Below are 14279 nucleotides of genomic sequence, written 5' to 3'. Positions count from 1 at the left end.
ATGGATTTGTGGCTTTTTTCAGGAACGAAATTGCGAACTAAATTTGACACAATCCTAAAAACACGCCGTACTTTTTAAATTTCACGCCGAGAATTTCAAAAAACTCGGCGTGTTTTTTTTACATTGCCATGTTTGCTTTAAACGGCATTCCGCCTTTTATAAAAAAGACCGCCCTTTTGGACGGTCTTTTGTGTTTTGTTACTGCATACTTGTTTTGAATGTCATTGCCACACTTGATACAGCAATGTTTTTGAAAGAAACTCAGTCAACAATCTAGCTTGTTTCAAACTATTCAATATCTGCGTTGACTGTTTTTTCCATTATAATCGGTTTTCCGGCGGCAACAAGATTTTTTCCGGCGGCTTGCGCCATTTTGTTTACAATCTTGTATTCAACTTTGCAGAACTTGTCTATGTCGATTTTTGCAGGCTTTTCAGAAGGCTCAAAACCTTCAAGAACAACCTGAGTTCCCGGAGCAGCCCAAGGAGCTGTCAAAAGCTCAACTTTTTCAACTCCGTTTTCTACATAGTCAGAGGCAAGCAGCATTCCACGGCTTTCAACGCCCTTCATTTTTCTTGGAGCAAGGTTAGCGGCAATAATAACGTGTTTTCCCAAAAGCTCATCTTCCTTTAAATAAGGACGCAAGCCAGACTGAATAATGCGCTCTGTTCCGCTTCCGTCGTCAAGATGCTCAATGTAAAGCTTGTCGCCCTGCGGATTTGTTTCCACGCTCAAAATCTTTGCAACTTTAAGCTCAATGTGCTTGTTAAAATATTCAACTGGATCAATTTTCGGCGCGGAAGATTCAGGCTTAGTCTCTTCTTTTGGCTGAACGTTCTGGCTGTGCTCCTTAGGTTCTGTCGCCATAAGATATTCAAGGTCAATTTCTCCTGCAACACAAGGAACTCCAACCTGCCAATTTTCAAGAATCTGCGGATGAATTTCTCCAAAAATTCCAGCCTGCTTTCCATTCACCATAATTCCAGCCTGACGCCCCGGAATAAAGCGCGGATCATTTGTTTCCTGAACTTCATACTTATGGTCAAGGTAATAAAGAATTGTACTTACTTCGCTTGCAGCCTCGTTAAAGTTGGCGTTGTTGGAAGCAGTAAGGAAACCAAGGCTCTGAATTGTCTTTGTGCCGGTATTTTCACTTTCGTCAATGAATGCGATTTTTCCGACTTCAAAAATCTTGTGAGGATAAACTGCATTTCCGCTCTGGGCTTCGGCTTCAAAAAGAGAAGCGATAATCGACGGACGGATAAACTGATAGTTTTCGCTCATCGGATTTGCAATTTCAATTACGTTTTTTCCATCGATTCCCATGTTGTCGATGTAAGTTTTCTTTGAGCCAAGATAATTGAAAATCATTTCCTGATAGCCGATTCCAGCCATTATATTTTTTACTTTGCGGCTGTAAACAGTAATTGGCAAAAGACGTCCGATTGTAAAGTCATTAGGTTTTTCAGGCTTAAAGAAATCAAGGCCTTTTCCAATCATAACGTCTTCAATAACATCAACTTCGTGCAAAAAGTCGTTGCGGTAAGGAGCCGGATGCACAACAAAAACAGTTTCGCCGTTTTCATTCAAAACATCAACCTTGCTTCCCATGCGAACAAGAGCGTCTTTTACTTCATCTTCAGAAAGAGAACTGCCGAGCTTTTTGTTTATTGCGGAAAGGCGAGCTTTTGCTGTCTGCTGGAAATAATAAGGAATAACAACATCGTTTCCAAAGCCAGTGTCATATTCGTGGTGAACTTTTACAGGAAGAATTTCGTATCCTGCGTCTGCAAAATCACAGGCAACAATGTTTGCGGCAAGCATCAAGTCTTTCATGTCAACGCCGGTAAGCTCAACCATCAAATCTTTGTCGCCAACTTCAATCTGTCCCAAAGTCGCGCTGTTGATTATAGGGCTCATGCTCATAATTTCGCCGGAATCGTCCTGCAAAACCGGATATTTTTCAAAGTCTTTTAAAATCCAACCGTATTCTTTTCCTTTTGGGTGATTTTCAAGAATTTCACGGCAAGTCTGTTTTTCTTCACCCTGAAGCGGAACAAAGCTCACCTTGTCTGGATCTGCCGCAATAAAATGAACCGGCCACTTTAAATTTTCGGCGCGGTAAACGCCCATTGAAATTGTTTTTCTTTTGCGTCCAAAGTTCCAGGCAAGTTTTTCCTGAGTCTGCATAATGTCAATAAGCATTGCGTTGTCTATAGGTTTTCCGCTTATAACAAAAGAAACCATAAACGGCCTGATGTGCCTTAAAGCAGGATCAACGACAGCAAGACGATTTCCTGTGTCTTTTAGCTTGCCTTCTTCCGACATAAATTTACTGTAGTCTGAATGACCTTTTCCTTCGTGCTCGCGAAGACATCTTGCAACTCCGCCTGCAGACCACAAGTCAGGACGGTTCGTGTCGTTCAGTTCAATTTTTATAACACGCTCGCTTTCTGGAGCAGATTCATCAGGCTTTTCGTCAAGCTCGGCTTTTGCAAATGTAAGCTTCTTTTCAAAAGTATCCCAGTCGTATTTAGTTCCAAGCAAATTAAAAAACAGTTTTTCGTTGACTTCAATCTTAGGCATGGTTTCCTCTATATAAATAGTGTGCATAGATTATATTACAACAATGGCAAAACTGCAATTACCAGCATACACAGGCAGACTTTTACTTCTTTTTTATTCCTCTTTTTTATGCTATAATCTGCGCATGGAAAAAACGATTCTTATTGCTGGAAAAAATATGCCGGACGCAGGAAGCTTTACGGACGGAGTTGCTTTTTCGGGCAGAAATATAATAATAACAGGACCGCAGACAGATGAAGTTCAGCCTGTAAAAAAACTTACGATTGCAGAACGAAAGGCAAATCAGGCAGCTTACGAAGAAGAAAAAAATCTTGAGGCAAAATCTGGAATCTGTACAATAGAATGGAACAAATCATCTCCGCTTTCGGCACGCTCTCTTGTGCTTCAGACACTCACAATATTCAACAGAATGGACGAAGCGGTTCTTTACTTTGATGAGGAATGGTTCGCTTCCAAAGCTGAAAAAATGGACAGCGAGGAAATTGCTCGTGGCTGCGATGAAATGATTGCAGGCTATCAGTATCTTGCGCTGGAAATAATTTCAACTTTTCAAAAAAGAGAAGCTTCGGAAGGTCCTGGAACACTTGTCTTCCTTTTAAAAGAAACGCCTTCAAGAATAGACGTGCTTCATTCTCCGGCTTTAAAGAACGGACTTAGCGCAATTGCTTCCCCTTTGGTTTCGGCAGGAAAAGCAGCATTCGCTTCATTTGCAGAAAATCTTGCGGCGGTTTGCAACGATTCAATTTTTGTGAATATTGTTTTAATCCGCGGAGACAATTCAATGGAAGGATTCCGGCGCGATGACGAAACAGGCAGATGGCTCTGCACATATTTAAATTCAATGGACGCTTCAAAATCAGGCAAAAAAGCTCAATGGGTAAAACCTGGCGCAAAGCCTTCAAGCGGATTCAAACTTTTTAAAAGGTAAGCATATTAATAGATGGAACTTGATTTTTTAACAGAAAGCATTATAAAAGTTGTCGCAGGTGCTGTATGCGGCGGACTTCTTGGACTTGAGCGCAAAAGCCATAATCAGGTAATCGGAATGAGAACTTTGATTCTAATCTGTGTTTCTTCAACGCTGCTTTCAATTCTTTCTGTTCACATGGCAAAGGCGGAAGGTTTTATTGCAACTGCAAAAGGAGATCCCACAAGAATTGCGGCTGGAGTCGTAAGCGGAATAGGCTTCCTTGGCGGTGGAGCAATAATGAAGCAAGGACTGAACATAAAAGGTCTTACTTCCGCGGCGATAATCTGGACTGCATCTGCGTTCGGGCTTGCGATTGGAGCCGGGCTTTACATTCAAGTGGGAATTGCGCTTGCAATGGTTCTGTTTCTTCTTATGCGCCTTGAAAAACTTGAAACAAAATGGTTTCCGGCTGAAAAAACAAAAAGCCTTCACTTGTGCTTTGAAAACGATTCTTTGGACATGGAAAAACTGCGCAAAACAATCACAGCGCATGGACTGATTGTGGCAGACATGAACATGAGCCGCATTATAAAAACAAAGCAGATAATTCTTCACTACCTTGTAAAATCCCCTACAGAATACGATTTTTCCGCGCTTATAAAATCTCTTGAAGAACTTGGGAATTTGAGTGAATTTTCAATAACAGACTGAAATCGTTGAAATTGCATAAGATTAACTATAAAATAAAATCAGATAAGTCAATCCTAAAACTGAAGTTTTAATTTTGACTTTTTATAGGAGACAAAATGCTTAACATAAACAACAACACATCAAATATAAAGCGCGAAATCCTTGTTAGAATCGCAAAACTTCAGCTACAGGGAAAACTGGAAGAAGGCGTGCATTTTATTCCGCGTGAAATGGCTCCCAGAGACAAGCCGCCGCTAAGATGCTGCATTTTCCATGACCGGGAAATCTTGCGCATGAGAGTTCTTGCCCGAATGGGAATTTCAGTTGAAAACATTGATGAAGAAGCAACTCTCGGCTCTTTTGCAAAACAGGCCTTGGAACGAGAAAAACCGACCTGGCCAATGCTTACAGTTCTTGACGAAGCCTGCAACGGATGTGTAAAAGCGCACTATATGGTTACAAACGCCTGCCAAGGATGCTACGCGCGCCCATGCATGGTTAACTGCCCGCGCAAGGCAATAACCGTAGACAGAAGGGCAACTATAGATGAAAAGCTCTGCATCAACTGCGGAAAATGCATGGAAAACTGTCCTTACCATTCAATTATAAAGATTCCAGTTCCTTGCGAAGAAGCCTGCCCGGTTGGAGCAATTTCAAAGGACGAAAAAGGACACGAAAAAATTGACTATCACAAGTGCATTTTCTGCGGAAACTGTATGCGTGAATGTCCGTTCGGCGCGATGATGGACAAAAGCCAGCTTGTAGACGTAATAAAACACATAATGGACTGTAAAAAAGTTGTCGCCCTTTATGCGCCTTCTATCGCATCCCAGTTCAAGGTTACGCCAGGCCAGCTTGAATCTTCTTTGATTGCCGCGGGATTCAACCGTGTATGGGAAGTTGCAATCGGAGCTGACATTTGCGCCGATAATGAAGCCCGCGAATTTGAAGAACGCATGGCACGTGGAGACAAGATGATGACAACTTCATGCTGTTCCGCTTACGTCCGCGCAGTTCATAAGCATGTTCCAGCCCTTATTCCCTGCGTTTCCGAAACAAGAAGCCCCATGCACTACACTGCGGAAATCGCAAAAAAAGCCGACCCTGACTGTATAACTGTTTTTATCGGACCTTGCCTTGCAAAAAAACGCGAAGGATTTGACGACGACCTTGTTGACTATGTAATTACAGTTGAAGAAATTGCGGCTTTGTTTGAAGCGCGTGAAATAAATGTTGCAGAAATGGACAAACGGCACGAAACAATAATTCCTACAGCCAGCGGAAGAAATTTTGCACGTTCAGGAGGCGTAATGGAAGCTGTTGCGCTCCGTTTAAAAGACAAATCCATTCTGCGCCCCGCAAAAATCAACGGACTTAGCAAAGCCGGAATGAAAGTCTTAAACGCTTACGGCCTTATAAATTCAGGTAAAATTCCAGCAAAGCCAGACACCCCGAACCTTATAGAAGTAATGGCATGCGAAGGCGGATGCATAGCAGGACCTTCTGTAATCACAAATGTAAAGCAAGCGGAACTCCAGCTAGAAAAATACGTGCAGGACGGCTCTGCAAACACAATATCCGAGCAGGAAAAATAGTGCAAAATTGGAGAATATTTTATGAATAAAGTAGAAATAAAAATAGGAAATACTCAGAAAACAGTTACTATTGTTTCGCGAAATTCAAGAAAATCAATCTCTGAAAATGATTCAGAAATGGACAAAAGAGCTGCTTATGCAGTAAAAGCCGCAATAAAAAAAGCAAAGGTTTGCAAAAAACCTGTAGCAAAATATGATGTCGTTCAAAGAAAAGCGTATATCGAATATGCAAATGGAACAAAAAAATATCTTTAATAAAAAGCCTATGGTTCTTGTTTTTGCAGGACCAAATGGCTCAGGCAAAAGTACAATTACAGAATTCTTTGAAACCATAGGAACTTACACAAATGCAGACAACATTGTAGCTGCAACTGGAATTTCCAATATAGAAGCCGCTCAACAAGTTGATAAAAAACGATATTTATCTATCAGTAAAAAAGAGGATTTTACATTTGAAACAGTTTTATCATCCAATTATAAAATAGATATTTTAAAGAAAGCAAAAGATTCTGGTTATTTTATAAAATGTATATTTGTTCTTACCATAGATCCTGTGATTAATATTGCAAGAGTAGAAGCTAGAGTTGCAAATGGCGGACACAATGTAGATTCAGAAACAATAAAAAAACGATATTACAAATCTTTAGCCAATATAAAAGAATTAATAAAACTTTGTGATATTTTACACGTATACGACAATTCAACAGATAAACCAGTCCGTATAATAAGAAAGCATAAGGAGCAATTTTCTATTTTTCCAAATAAACTTTGGACAAAAGAAAAAATATTTGCTTTATTGGAATCAGAATAACCCATAAATTCCGCCGGACCAGTTGACAGTACCCCCCCCGTGGTATTATGCCCCAGAAACTATTTTACTGGAGGCAGTATCATGAAAAAGGCTGTAAAAACATTTTTTGCTTTGGCGGCAATCTCTTTGGCACTCTGCTCGTGCTCAGATTCTGGAAGCAGCGGAAGCGATGGCGACAGTGGAACTGAAAACCGTGTTCTTGATTTGAGAATTCAAAACGGCGGAGTTGCCCGCTGGATTGAAAAGGAAGTATCTGGAACTTACGAGGCAGAAACAGACCTTGTTAAAGTAACCGCGGAATCTGACGGAATGCACTTTACAATTAAAAATCCTGCAAACTTAGCAGGCAGCGATGAAAAATACAAAAAAGGCTGCAACTGGATTGGCGTTTACCGCTTGGAAAATATCGGCGGAGAAGAAATCCAGACAACTTTGGCAGTTGTAGATAAATCACCATTTAGCACTGGAGCTGAATCCATATCTTTTGTATATCCATTATGTGAAGCTGGTGAACAATATAAATTCAAGGTTCAGATTGAGCCTGCAAAAGGAGAAGGTGAAAGCCTTGTGCGTGAAAATGGTTATTGTCATCAACTTACTTTGACTGCAAAGGGCGGAATCGGCGACATAAACTATTCAAACCTTAAAAACGGCGAATGGGCATTTGCATCTTACAGCGACAACAAAGCAACAGTCTGGCTTGAAAACGTAATTCCGCCACAGGACAGCGTTGTAAAAAATGTAGGAACTTATATCGATATTTTCTATGGCGACAAAGACTGGGATACCCTTGGGAAAACTGACTGGTACTGCTCCTATAAAAATCCTAGCGCAGTTGAAGAAAATGTATCTATTGAATTAGAACGCTGGGATGGTAAGCCAATCTCAGAACTTTCAAATACATTCTTTGCGCAGTACACTTTTACATTTGAAGTTCCTGACTGCCCGCAAGTATCGCAGTGGCGCACAGTAACACTTGAAAGCGACCTTGTTTCTTTAAATTAAATCCAATATAAAAAATAAACTTTGGGCTTCCGTATTCCGGGAGCCTTTTTTCATTATGACACTTTTGCATTTTATGTCTAACACTTCACTAAAAATCAGATTTGTGTTAAAATTGTAAAATATTCAAAAAATTCAGTTTGTGTAAGGATTACAAGATGAACAAGATTCTAGAAAAACGGCAGCTTTCAGAAACCGTTTATTACATGAAGTTTGAAGCCGCGGACATTGCAAAGAACCGCAAGGCAGGACAGTTCCTGATTGTTCAGTACGATGATGAAATGGGAGAAAGAATTCCGCTTACAATCGCAGATGCAAACGCAGAAGAAGGCTGGGTTGCAATTGTTTTTCAGGCTGTTGGAGCAGGCACAATGAAAATAGCGCGCCTTAATCCGGGCGACTATCTTGCGGCGGTTCTTGGTCCTTTGGGAACTCCGTCTAAAATAGAAAAATACGACGCTCCAGTTCTCTGTGTTGGCGGCGGAATCGGAACAGCTCCTCTTTATCCAATCGTTCAGGCCTTAAAGGCAGCCGGAAACAAAGTAATTGTTGTAATCTGCGCGCGCACAAAAGACCTTCTGATTTTTGTTGATGAAATGAAAGCAATCGCAGATGAAGTTATAATTATGACTGACGACGGAAGCGCAGGACGCCAAGGAGTTTCCACAGTTCCAGTCGAAGAGCTTTGCCAGTCGCAGACTCCTCCAGCAGAAGTAATTGCAATCGGCCCTCCAATAATGATGAAATTCGTATGCGCCACAACCGCAAAGTACAATGTAAAAACCACAGTTTCGCTCAACACAATTATGATTGACGGAACAGGAATGTGCGGTGGTTGCCGTGTAAGCGTAGGCGGAAAAATCAAATTCGTTTGCGTTGACGGTCCCGACTTTGACGGACATCAGGTGGACTGGGCAAATATGATGACGCGCATGAAAAGCTTTAAAGACGAAGAAGAAAAACACAAGTGCAGACTCGGAATGTAAACTGGACGGAGAAAAATATGAGCGAACACAAAACAATAGAGCAGCTGAATGAAATTGCTGCAAATGAATATAGCAAAATAAAAGGAAAAACTCTCACAAACAAAGACCGCATGGCGATTCCGCAGATGGAAATGCCTTCTGGAGAACCTTTAGTGCGCGCAAGACAGATGACAGAAGTTGCGCTTGGCTACACAGCAGAACAGGCAATCGTTGAAGCAAACCGCTGCCTTCAGTGCAAGAACCAGCCTTGTGTTTCAGGCTGCCCTGTAAATGTTCAGATTCCAAAATTTATTGAGCAGGTTGCAAAAGGCGAATTCAAAGCGGCAGTTGACATTATAAAAGAAACAAATCTTCTTCCTGCAATATGCGGACGCGTATGTCCTCAGGAAAAGCAGTGCCAGGGACAATGCACGGTCGGAAAAGTTTACAAAAACGCAGAAAAATCAGTCAGCATAGGACGCCTTGAACGCTTTGTAGCTGACTGGGAACGCACAAACAATCTTGTAACTTCCCCGGCAATTGCTCCTTCAACAGGAAAAAAAGTCGCAGTTGTAGGCTCAGGACCTGCAGGACTTACTGTTGCGGCAGACTGCCGGCGCGCAGGACACGACGTTACAGTTTTTGAGGCATTCCACAAAGCCGGCGGTGTTATGGTCTATGGAATTCCAGAATTCCGCTTGCCAAAGTCAATTGTTCAGAATGAAGTTGAAAACCTAAAACGAATGGGCGTAAAATTTGAAATGAGCACTCTTGTTGGACGCACAATGACTGTTCAGCAGATTCTCACAGAAAAAGGATTCGACGCAGCATTTATCGGAACTGGAGCCGGTCTTCCAAAATTCTTCGGAATCCCTGGTGAAAACTACATCGGCGTATTCAGCGCAAATGAATATCTTACACGCGCAAACTTGATGAAGGCTTACGACACAGAGCATGCCGATACTCCTTACTACCACGCAAAAACTGTTGTTGTCTGCGGAGGCGGAAACGTTGCAATGGACGCGGCAAGAATGGCGTTAAGGCTTGGAGCTGAAAAAGTTTATGTTGTTTACCGCCGCTCTCGTGTAGAAATGCCGGCGCGCCGTGAAGAAGTTGACCATGCGGAAGAAGAAGGCGTAATCTTTAAATTCCTTGAAAATCCAGTTGAAATTCTTGGAAGCAGCGAAACAGGAAAAGTAACAGGAATAAAAGCTTTGTCTTATGAACTTGGTGAGCCGGACGAAAAAGGCCGACGCCGTCCAGTTGAAATAAAAGGAAGCGAGCATGAAATTCCTTGCGACGCTGTGATTGTTGCGCTCGGAAACAATTCAAATCCGCTTATTCCTGCGACAACTCCAGAAATCAACGTAGACGACCGCGGGCATATCACTGTTGACGAAAGCCAGGAAACAAGCATGACCAAAGTTTGGGCAGGAGGCGACATTGTTCTAGGAGCCGCTACCGTTATTCTTGCAATGGGCGAAGGAAGAAAAGCCGCCGCAAGCATAAACGAGTATCTTGCAAAATAAAAATTAATGAGTGATGTCTAAAAGTGTTTTTTATGTCATTTTCGGGCTTGACCCGAAAATCTAACTATTAGAGATTGTTAACCGAGTTTCTTTCAGAAACATCACAGTATCAAGTATGACAATGACATTTTGAATTTATTGGACATCCATGACATTAAATTGACTTGCCGTTGCCGTGCAGAGCACGGCAATCTTTATTTTTTCCAGCTTGAAATAAAAAGTCCGCAGATTGTCATTGCCGCGCCCAAAATTCCCATCAGGCTAAGTTTTTCCCCAAGAAATATAAATGCAAAAATAACTGTAACAACCGGAATCATATAAAGCCCTGCAGAAACTTTTACAGTTCCAAGAATTTTGCAGGATTTGTTCCATAAAGCAAAACAGCCGGCAGAAGCCATAATTCCAAGAAAAAGCAAATTTCCCCAGTTAGCAATGTTTGAAAATCTTTTTATATTAACAACAAAATCAGTGTTAATAAAGACAGAAGAAGTTTTTTCCGCTCCAGTTCCAGCCAATGCAAGCGGAATCATAAAAACCAGCGCAAAGAAGAAAATCCGGCGCGTGCTGCAAACAATGTCATACTTCATTGAATTTATTTTTGAAACAAATAGCGAATAAAATCCCCAGCAGATTCCCGCAAGAAGAGCAAGCAAGTCGCCTTTCGGACTAAAATGAAATTCCGCATTTCCGTTAAAGCTCACAAGGGCGACTCCTGAAATTGCAAGAATAAATCCTGCGACAAAATTTTTTGTAATGCATTTTTCCTTTAAAAAAATCCGCGCAACAATCGCCGTGAACATTGGGCAAATTGAAACAATTATGCTTACATTTGAAGCCGTCGTAAAAGAAATCGCAATGTTTTCAAAAAACTGATAAAGAGTAACGCCCGTAAGTCCCGCCAGCGCAAACGAAATATTTTCCTTCTTGCTTTTTAAAATAAGCCTTTTAGGACGCATAGCCCAAAGTCCCAGATACGCCGCAAAAAAACGGACAACCAGAATTTCAAATGCAGAAAAATCATTTAAGAGCGATTTTGTAGAAACGAAAGTTATTCCCCATATAAAAACCGAAACGCAAGCTAAAAAAATTCCAAACGCCGAAGCCGCACTTATTTTTTTCATGCGCTGATTATATCGAATTTTCAGGCTGAATAAAATAACTTTTGCGTGGGAAAAATTGCAATTTTTGAGTATTCAATATATAATCAATAAACATAAAATAATTAAAAGCGGGACGTTTTATGCTAGAACTGAATGTAAACACAAAATCACCTGCGGCAATAACTGCTGCCCTAAAAAAAATAAAGGAAATGATCTCCACAGGAACTGTCGCAAAAGACACAGCAATCCACTTGATTCTTGAGCCTGGTTCCTACAGAGAAACTGTGCGGTACAATCTTTCAAATCCGCTGGCAATAGAAAGTGTTCCCGGAACAAAAACAGAAGACTGCGTAATTCTTGCTGACAACTGCGAGGCTTACAATAAAGGCCAGCAAAACAGAGCCGTGTTTTCATTCGGACCAAACGCGACAAATGTTTCCCTCAAAAATTTTACAATTTCAAATACACACGTAAAAACTTCTGAGGAACTTTATTCCGCTGCGGATTCTGCGGAAGCCCTTGCCTGGAACAACACGACAGGAACATTGTTTTGTGAAGGAATCAAACTTGAAGGACACCAGAACACGCTTTTTGTAAAAGGATTCAGCTGGTTTTTGAATTCAAATATTTCAGGCGATGTTGATTTTATTTACGGAGAGCCAGACACTTGCCTTTTTGAAAACTGCGCAATTGAAGTTATTGCAGACAACCGCGGCGACTTCGACGGATTCGCAATCAACAGCCACGCAATAGCCGAAAAAACTGGATTCGTATTTACAAACTGCCGCTTCCTTGGAGAAAAAAGAAAAAAGAATTTTGTGTACGCCTGCAGAACAGACGGAACCGGAAATTCAGAAAGCAAAAAAGATTGGGACAGCATTGCGTTTGTAAACTGCATTTTTTCCGACACGTTTGCGCCGGAACTTTTGTGGGACGACGACATGAATCTTGAAGTTTATCCACGCGGAAATGCAAAATGCGGAATCAGAGAATACAATTCAAAAATTGCTTTAAAAGGCGGAAAAGTCGCAGAAGCCGACACAAGCAAAAGAAACATCAAATCTTACACACTTACAGAAGATGATTACTTCAACGGATACGCAAGCCGCTATTTGATTCTGCACGACACTCCGTTCGCTGAACTTTTATCCAAGGAATAATATGAAAATAATTACTTTTGGGGAACTTCTTCTTCGGTTGCAGCCGGAAGGTTACTACAGATTTATTCAGGTAGATAAAATGACTTCGACGTTCGGCGGAGCTGAAGCAAATGTCGCAGTTTCGCTTGCAAACTTTGGAGAAGATTCTTTTTTTGTTACAAAGCTTCCTTCCCACGAAATAGGACAAAGCGCAGTCAACAGCCTTAGAAGATTCGGCGTAAAAACTGAATATATTGTCCGCAGCGGAAACAGAGTCGGAATATATTTCAACGAACGGGGAGCAAGCCAACGTCCCTCAAAATGTATTTACGACAGAGCAGGCTCGGCAATCGCTTTAAGCCAAAAATCAGACTTTGACTGGAACAAAATTTTTGAAGGCGCAGACTGGTTTCATTTTACAGGCGTAACACCGGCTCTTGGCGGAGAACTTCCTGAAATCTGCATTGAAGCCTGCAAAACTGCAAAAGCCAAAGGAATTCCTGTAAGCTGCGACTTGAACTACAGAAGCAAACTTTGGTCAAAACAGCAAGCAAAAGAAACAATGGAAAAAATCGCTCCATACATTGACATCTGCATTTCAAATGAAGAAGACGCGATGGATGTTTTTGGAATAAGCGCAGACAACACAGACATTGAAAACGGAAAGCTCAGCAAAGAAGGTTACAAAAATGTAGCCCGCAAACTTTCAGAAAAATATGGATTCAAAAAAGTCGCAATAACTTTACGCTCTTCTATAAACGCAAGCAGAAATAAATGGGCGGCTCTTTTTTACGATGGAACTGATTATTTTTTTAGCCGTGAATATGACATGGCAATTGTAGACAGGCTTGGCGGCGGGGACAGTTTTTGCGCCGGACTGATTTATTCTATTTTAAGAAACGAAACCAGCCAGCGTGCTGTTGAATTTGCAAGCGCAGCTTCGTGCTTAAAGCATTCAATTGAAGGAGACTTCAACATGGTCTCCGTGGAAGAAGTTGAACGTCTTGCGCACGGAGATTCAAGCGGAAGAATCCAGCGTTAAGCCATCTGCATTGCCTGTGCAAAACTTACAGGGAAAATTCTCATGTAAGGCTTAAGCACATTAAAAACTTTTTCAAATCCCAAGTTTTCGAAAGCTTCTTTTGTTACATTTATAAAAGTGCAGCCAGTTTCTTTTGCAAGGGCTTCAAGACGGCTGTTTGCATCCGCTGCATTTTTTCCAGATGAAACTACAGATACGATATAAGTTTTTGAGTTCTTGCAGTTGCGATGCAAGTTCAGCAAAAGCCATTCGTATTTGTTTATAAATTCATCTACATTGAAATTTTCAGAGGAGCATTCTTCTTCTCCAAAGTTAACAAACACTTTCGCAGGATTCAGTTCATAAACTCCGCTTTCAAGAAGCTTAAATGAATCAACTAGCTTAAGCCCCTGCACGCTTCTGTCGTAGATTTTTCCGCCCATTTCCTCATTGTTTGCAAGCTCGTTTATATTCATTCTTGAAAAATAGCTTGAGCCGAAAAATACAACTCCGCCGCTTTTTCCCATTTCATTCAATGTTTTAAAGTCATCAATTTTTTCTACTACGTTAATCATGCCGCTACCTTCCTATATAAAGCAAGTTTTTTGTCATACTTTTTGTTTATAAAGTAAACCGGAATATTTATGCTTACAATTGCAAGATTTAAAACATAAACCGCCAAAACATAATTGAAACTTCCAAGAATTATTTTTGCTGAAATTCCTGCAATGTAACCTACGATAATCAAAAGTATAAAGCGCAAGCTCATGTTCTTTGCTGTCTTTGACTTTATATTTTTCACAACAGAAATCGGCCACGAAAGACCAAAACAAACAAGCATCGCTGTTTCCAAAATCTCTGGCATATCAAACCTCCAAACTGAAAAAAAGATAGCAGATTTTTTTTATAATTACTAATATATTGTTTTTAT

The 14279-nt window shown here is 40.9% G+C and carries 14 protein-coding genes; 10 read left to right on the top strand and 4 right to left on the bottom strand.

The annotated features are described in order from the left end of the window. Window positions 1–288: 288 nt before the first annotated feature. Window positions 289–2586, bottom strand: a complete 2298-nt coding sequence (gene pheT, locus Q0N70_RS10075; protein ID WP_294016355.1) for a phenylalanine--tRNA ligase subunit beta — start codon at window positions 2584–2586, stop codon at window positions 289–291. Window positions 2587–2710: 124 nt separating this feature from the next. Here pheT and Q0N70_RS10070 point away from each other — a divergent pair, with 124 nt between their 5' ends. From Q0N70_RS10070 to gltA, 8 genes are all read left to right on the top strand, one after another. Continuing rightward, window positions 2711–3514 carry a hypothetical protein gene (locus Q0N70_RS10070; RefSeq protein WP_294016353.1) on the top strand — a complete coding sequence of 268 codons (804 nt, stop codon included), beginning with the start codon at window positions 2711–2713 and terminating at the stop codon, window positions 3512–3514. Between the two features lie 12 nt (window positions 3515–3526). After that, window positions 3527–4207 carry an MgtC/SapB family protein gene (locus tag Q0N70_RS10065; protein ID WP_294016350.1) on the top strand — a complete coding sequence of 227 codons (681 nt, stop codon included), beginning with the start codon at window positions 3527–3529 and terminating at the stop codon, window positions 4205–4207. 95 nt (window positions 4208–4302) lie between these two features. Beyond that, window positions 4303–5781, top strand: coding sequence for a monomeric [FeFe] hydrogenase (locus Q0N70_RS10060; protein WP_294016348.1), 1479 nt, complete (start codon window positions 4303–4305; stop codon window positions 5779–5781). Between the two features lie 21 nt (window positions 5782–5802). Further along, window positions 5803–6036, top strand: coding sequence for a hypothetical protein (locus Q0N70_RS10055; protein ID WP_294016346.1), 234 nt, complete (start codon window positions 5803–5805; stop codon window positions 6034–6036). Next, the gene (locus Q0N70_RS10050; protein ID WP_294016344.1) at window positions 6014–6592 is read left to right on the top strand and encodes a hypothetical protein; all 579 of its coding nucleotides are present in this window, start codon (window positions 6014–6016) and stop codon (window positions 6590–6592) included. Before Q0N70_RS10055 ends, Q0N70_RS10050 begins: the two co-directional genes overlap by 23 nt. A gap of 81 nt (window positions 6593–6673) precedes the next feature. Then, entirely contained in the window at window positions 6674–7597 is a 924-nt protein-coding gene (locus tag Q0N70_RS10045; RefSeq protein ID WP_294016342.1) for a hypothetical protein, read from the top strand. 155 nt (window positions 7598–7752) lie between these two features. After that, on the top strand, window positions 7753–8580 hold the full coding sequence (locus Q0N70_RS10040; RefSeq protein ID WP_273467238.1) for a sulfide/dihydroorotate dehydrogenase-like FAD/NAD-binding protein: 828 nt from the start codon (window positions 7753–7755) through the stop codon (window positions 8578–8580). 17 nt (window positions 8581–8597) lie between these two features. Beyond that, entirely contained in the window at window positions 8598–10088 is a 1491-nt protein-coding gene (gltA, locus tag Q0N70_RS10035; protein WP_294016339.1) for an NADPH-dependent glutamate synthase, read from the top strand. A gap of 194 nt (window positions 10089–10282) precedes the next feature. On the opposite strand, the gene Q0N70_RS10030 is transcribed toward gltA, so the two are convergent. Then, window positions 10283–11209 carry a DMT family transporter gene (locus Q0N70_RS10030; RefSeq protein WP_294016337.1) on the bottom strand — a complete coding sequence of 309 codons (927 nt, stop codon included), beginning with the start codon at window positions 11207–11209 and terminating at the stop codon, window positions 10283–10285. 119 nt (window positions 11210–11328) lie between these two features. Between Q0N70_RS10030 and Q0N70_RS10025 the strand changes: the two genes are divergently transcribed. Further along, the gene (locus tag Q0N70_RS10025; protein WP_294016334.1) at window positions 11329–12348 is read left to right on the top strand and encodes a pectinesterase family protein; all 1020 of its coding nucleotides are present in this window, start codon (window positions 11329–11331) and stop codon (window positions 12346–12348) included. Between the two features lies 1 nt (window position 12349). Further along, window positions 12350–13369: a sugar kinase gene (locus tag Q0N70_RS10020; protein ID WP_294016332.1), complete on the top strand. Its 1020-nt coding sequence runs from the start codon at window positions 12350–12352 to the stop codon at window positions 13367–13369. Here Q0N70_RS10020 and Q0N70_RS10015 read toward each other — a convergent pair. Further along, a complete protein-coding gene (locus Q0N70_RS10015) occupies window positions 13366–13923 on the bottom strand; it encodes a hypothetical protein (protein ID WP_294016329.1) in 558 nt (185 codons plus the stop codon). The genes Q0N70_RS10020 and Q0N70_RS10015 overlap by 4 nt on opposite strands. Then, window positions 13920–14213, bottom strand: a complete 294-nt coding sequence (locus tag Q0N70_RS10010; RefSeq protein ID WP_294016327.1) for a hypothetical protein — start codon at window positions 14211–14213, stop codon at window positions 13920–13922. The genes Q0N70_RS10015 and Q0N70_RS10010 overlap by 4 nt, the downstream gene beginning before the upstream one ends. Window positions 14214–14279: the final 66 nt, after the last annotated feature.

Source organism: uncultured Treponema sp. (genome assembly GCF_945873775.1).
GTDB lineage: Bacteria > Spirochaetota > Spirochaetia > Treponematales > Treponemataceae > Treponema_D.
Note: the sequence above shows the minus strand (reverse complement) of the source record. Positions and strands in the feature narration are given on the sequence as shown.

Bases quoted from the DNA above. Each gene is read 5' to 3' on its own strand.
- pheT (WP_294016355.1), bottom strand. From the start codon at position 2,586: ATGCCTAAGATTGAAGTCAACGAAAAACTGTTTTTTAATTTGCTTGGA.
- Q0N70_RS10070 (WP_294016353.1), top strand. From the start codon at position 2,711: ATGGAAAAAACGATTCTTATTGCTGGAAAAAATATGCCGGACGCAGGA.
- Q0N70_RS10065 (WP_294016350.1), top strand. From the start codon at position 3,527: ATGGAACTTGATTTTTTAACAGAAAGCATTATAAAAGTTGTCGCAGGT.
- Q0N70_RS10060 (WP_294016348.1), top strand. From the start codon at position 4,303: ATGCTTAACATAAACAACAACACATCAAATATAAAGCGCGAAATCCTT.
- Q0N70_RS10055 (WP_294016346.1), top strand. From the start codon at position 5,803: ATGAATAAAGTAGAAATAAAAATAGGAAATACTCAGAAAACAGTTACT.
- Q0N70_RS10050 (WP_294016344.1), top strand. From the start codon at position 6,014: ATGGAACAAAAAAATATCTTTAATAAAAAGCCTATGGTTCTTGTTTTT.
- Q0N70_RS10045 (WP_294016342.1), top strand. From the start codon at position 6,674: ATGAAAAAGGCTGTAAAAACATTTTTTGCTTTGGCGGCAATCTCTTTG.
- Q0N70_RS10040 (WP_273467238.1), top strand. From the start codon at position 7,753: ATGAACAAGATTCTAGAAAAACGGCAGCTTTCAGAAACCGTTTATTAC.
- gltA (WP_294016339.1), top strand. From the start codon at position 8,598: ATGAGCGAACACAAAACAATAGAGCAGCTGAATGAAATTGCTGCAAAT.
- Q0N70_RS10030 (WP_294016337.1), bottom strand. From the start codon at position 11,209: ATGAAAAAAATAAGTGCGGCTTCGGCGTTTGGAATTTTTTTAGCTTGC.
- Q0N70_RS10025 (WP_294016334.1), top strand. From the start codon at position 11,329: ATGCTAGAACTGAATGTAAACACAAAATCACCTGCGGCAATAACTGCT.
- Q0N70_RS10020 (WP_294016332.1), top strand. From the start codon at position 12,350: ATGAAAATAATTACTTTTGGGGAACTTCTTCTTCGGTTGCAGCCGGAA.
- Q0N70_RS10015 (WP_294016329.1), bottom strand. From the start codon at position 13,923: ATGATTAACGTAGTAGAAAAAATTGATGACTTTAAAACATTGAATGAA.
- Q0N70_RS10010 (WP_294016327.1), bottom strand. From the start codon at position 14,213: ATGCCAGAGATTTTGGAAACAGCGATGCTTGTTTGTTTTGGTCTTTCG.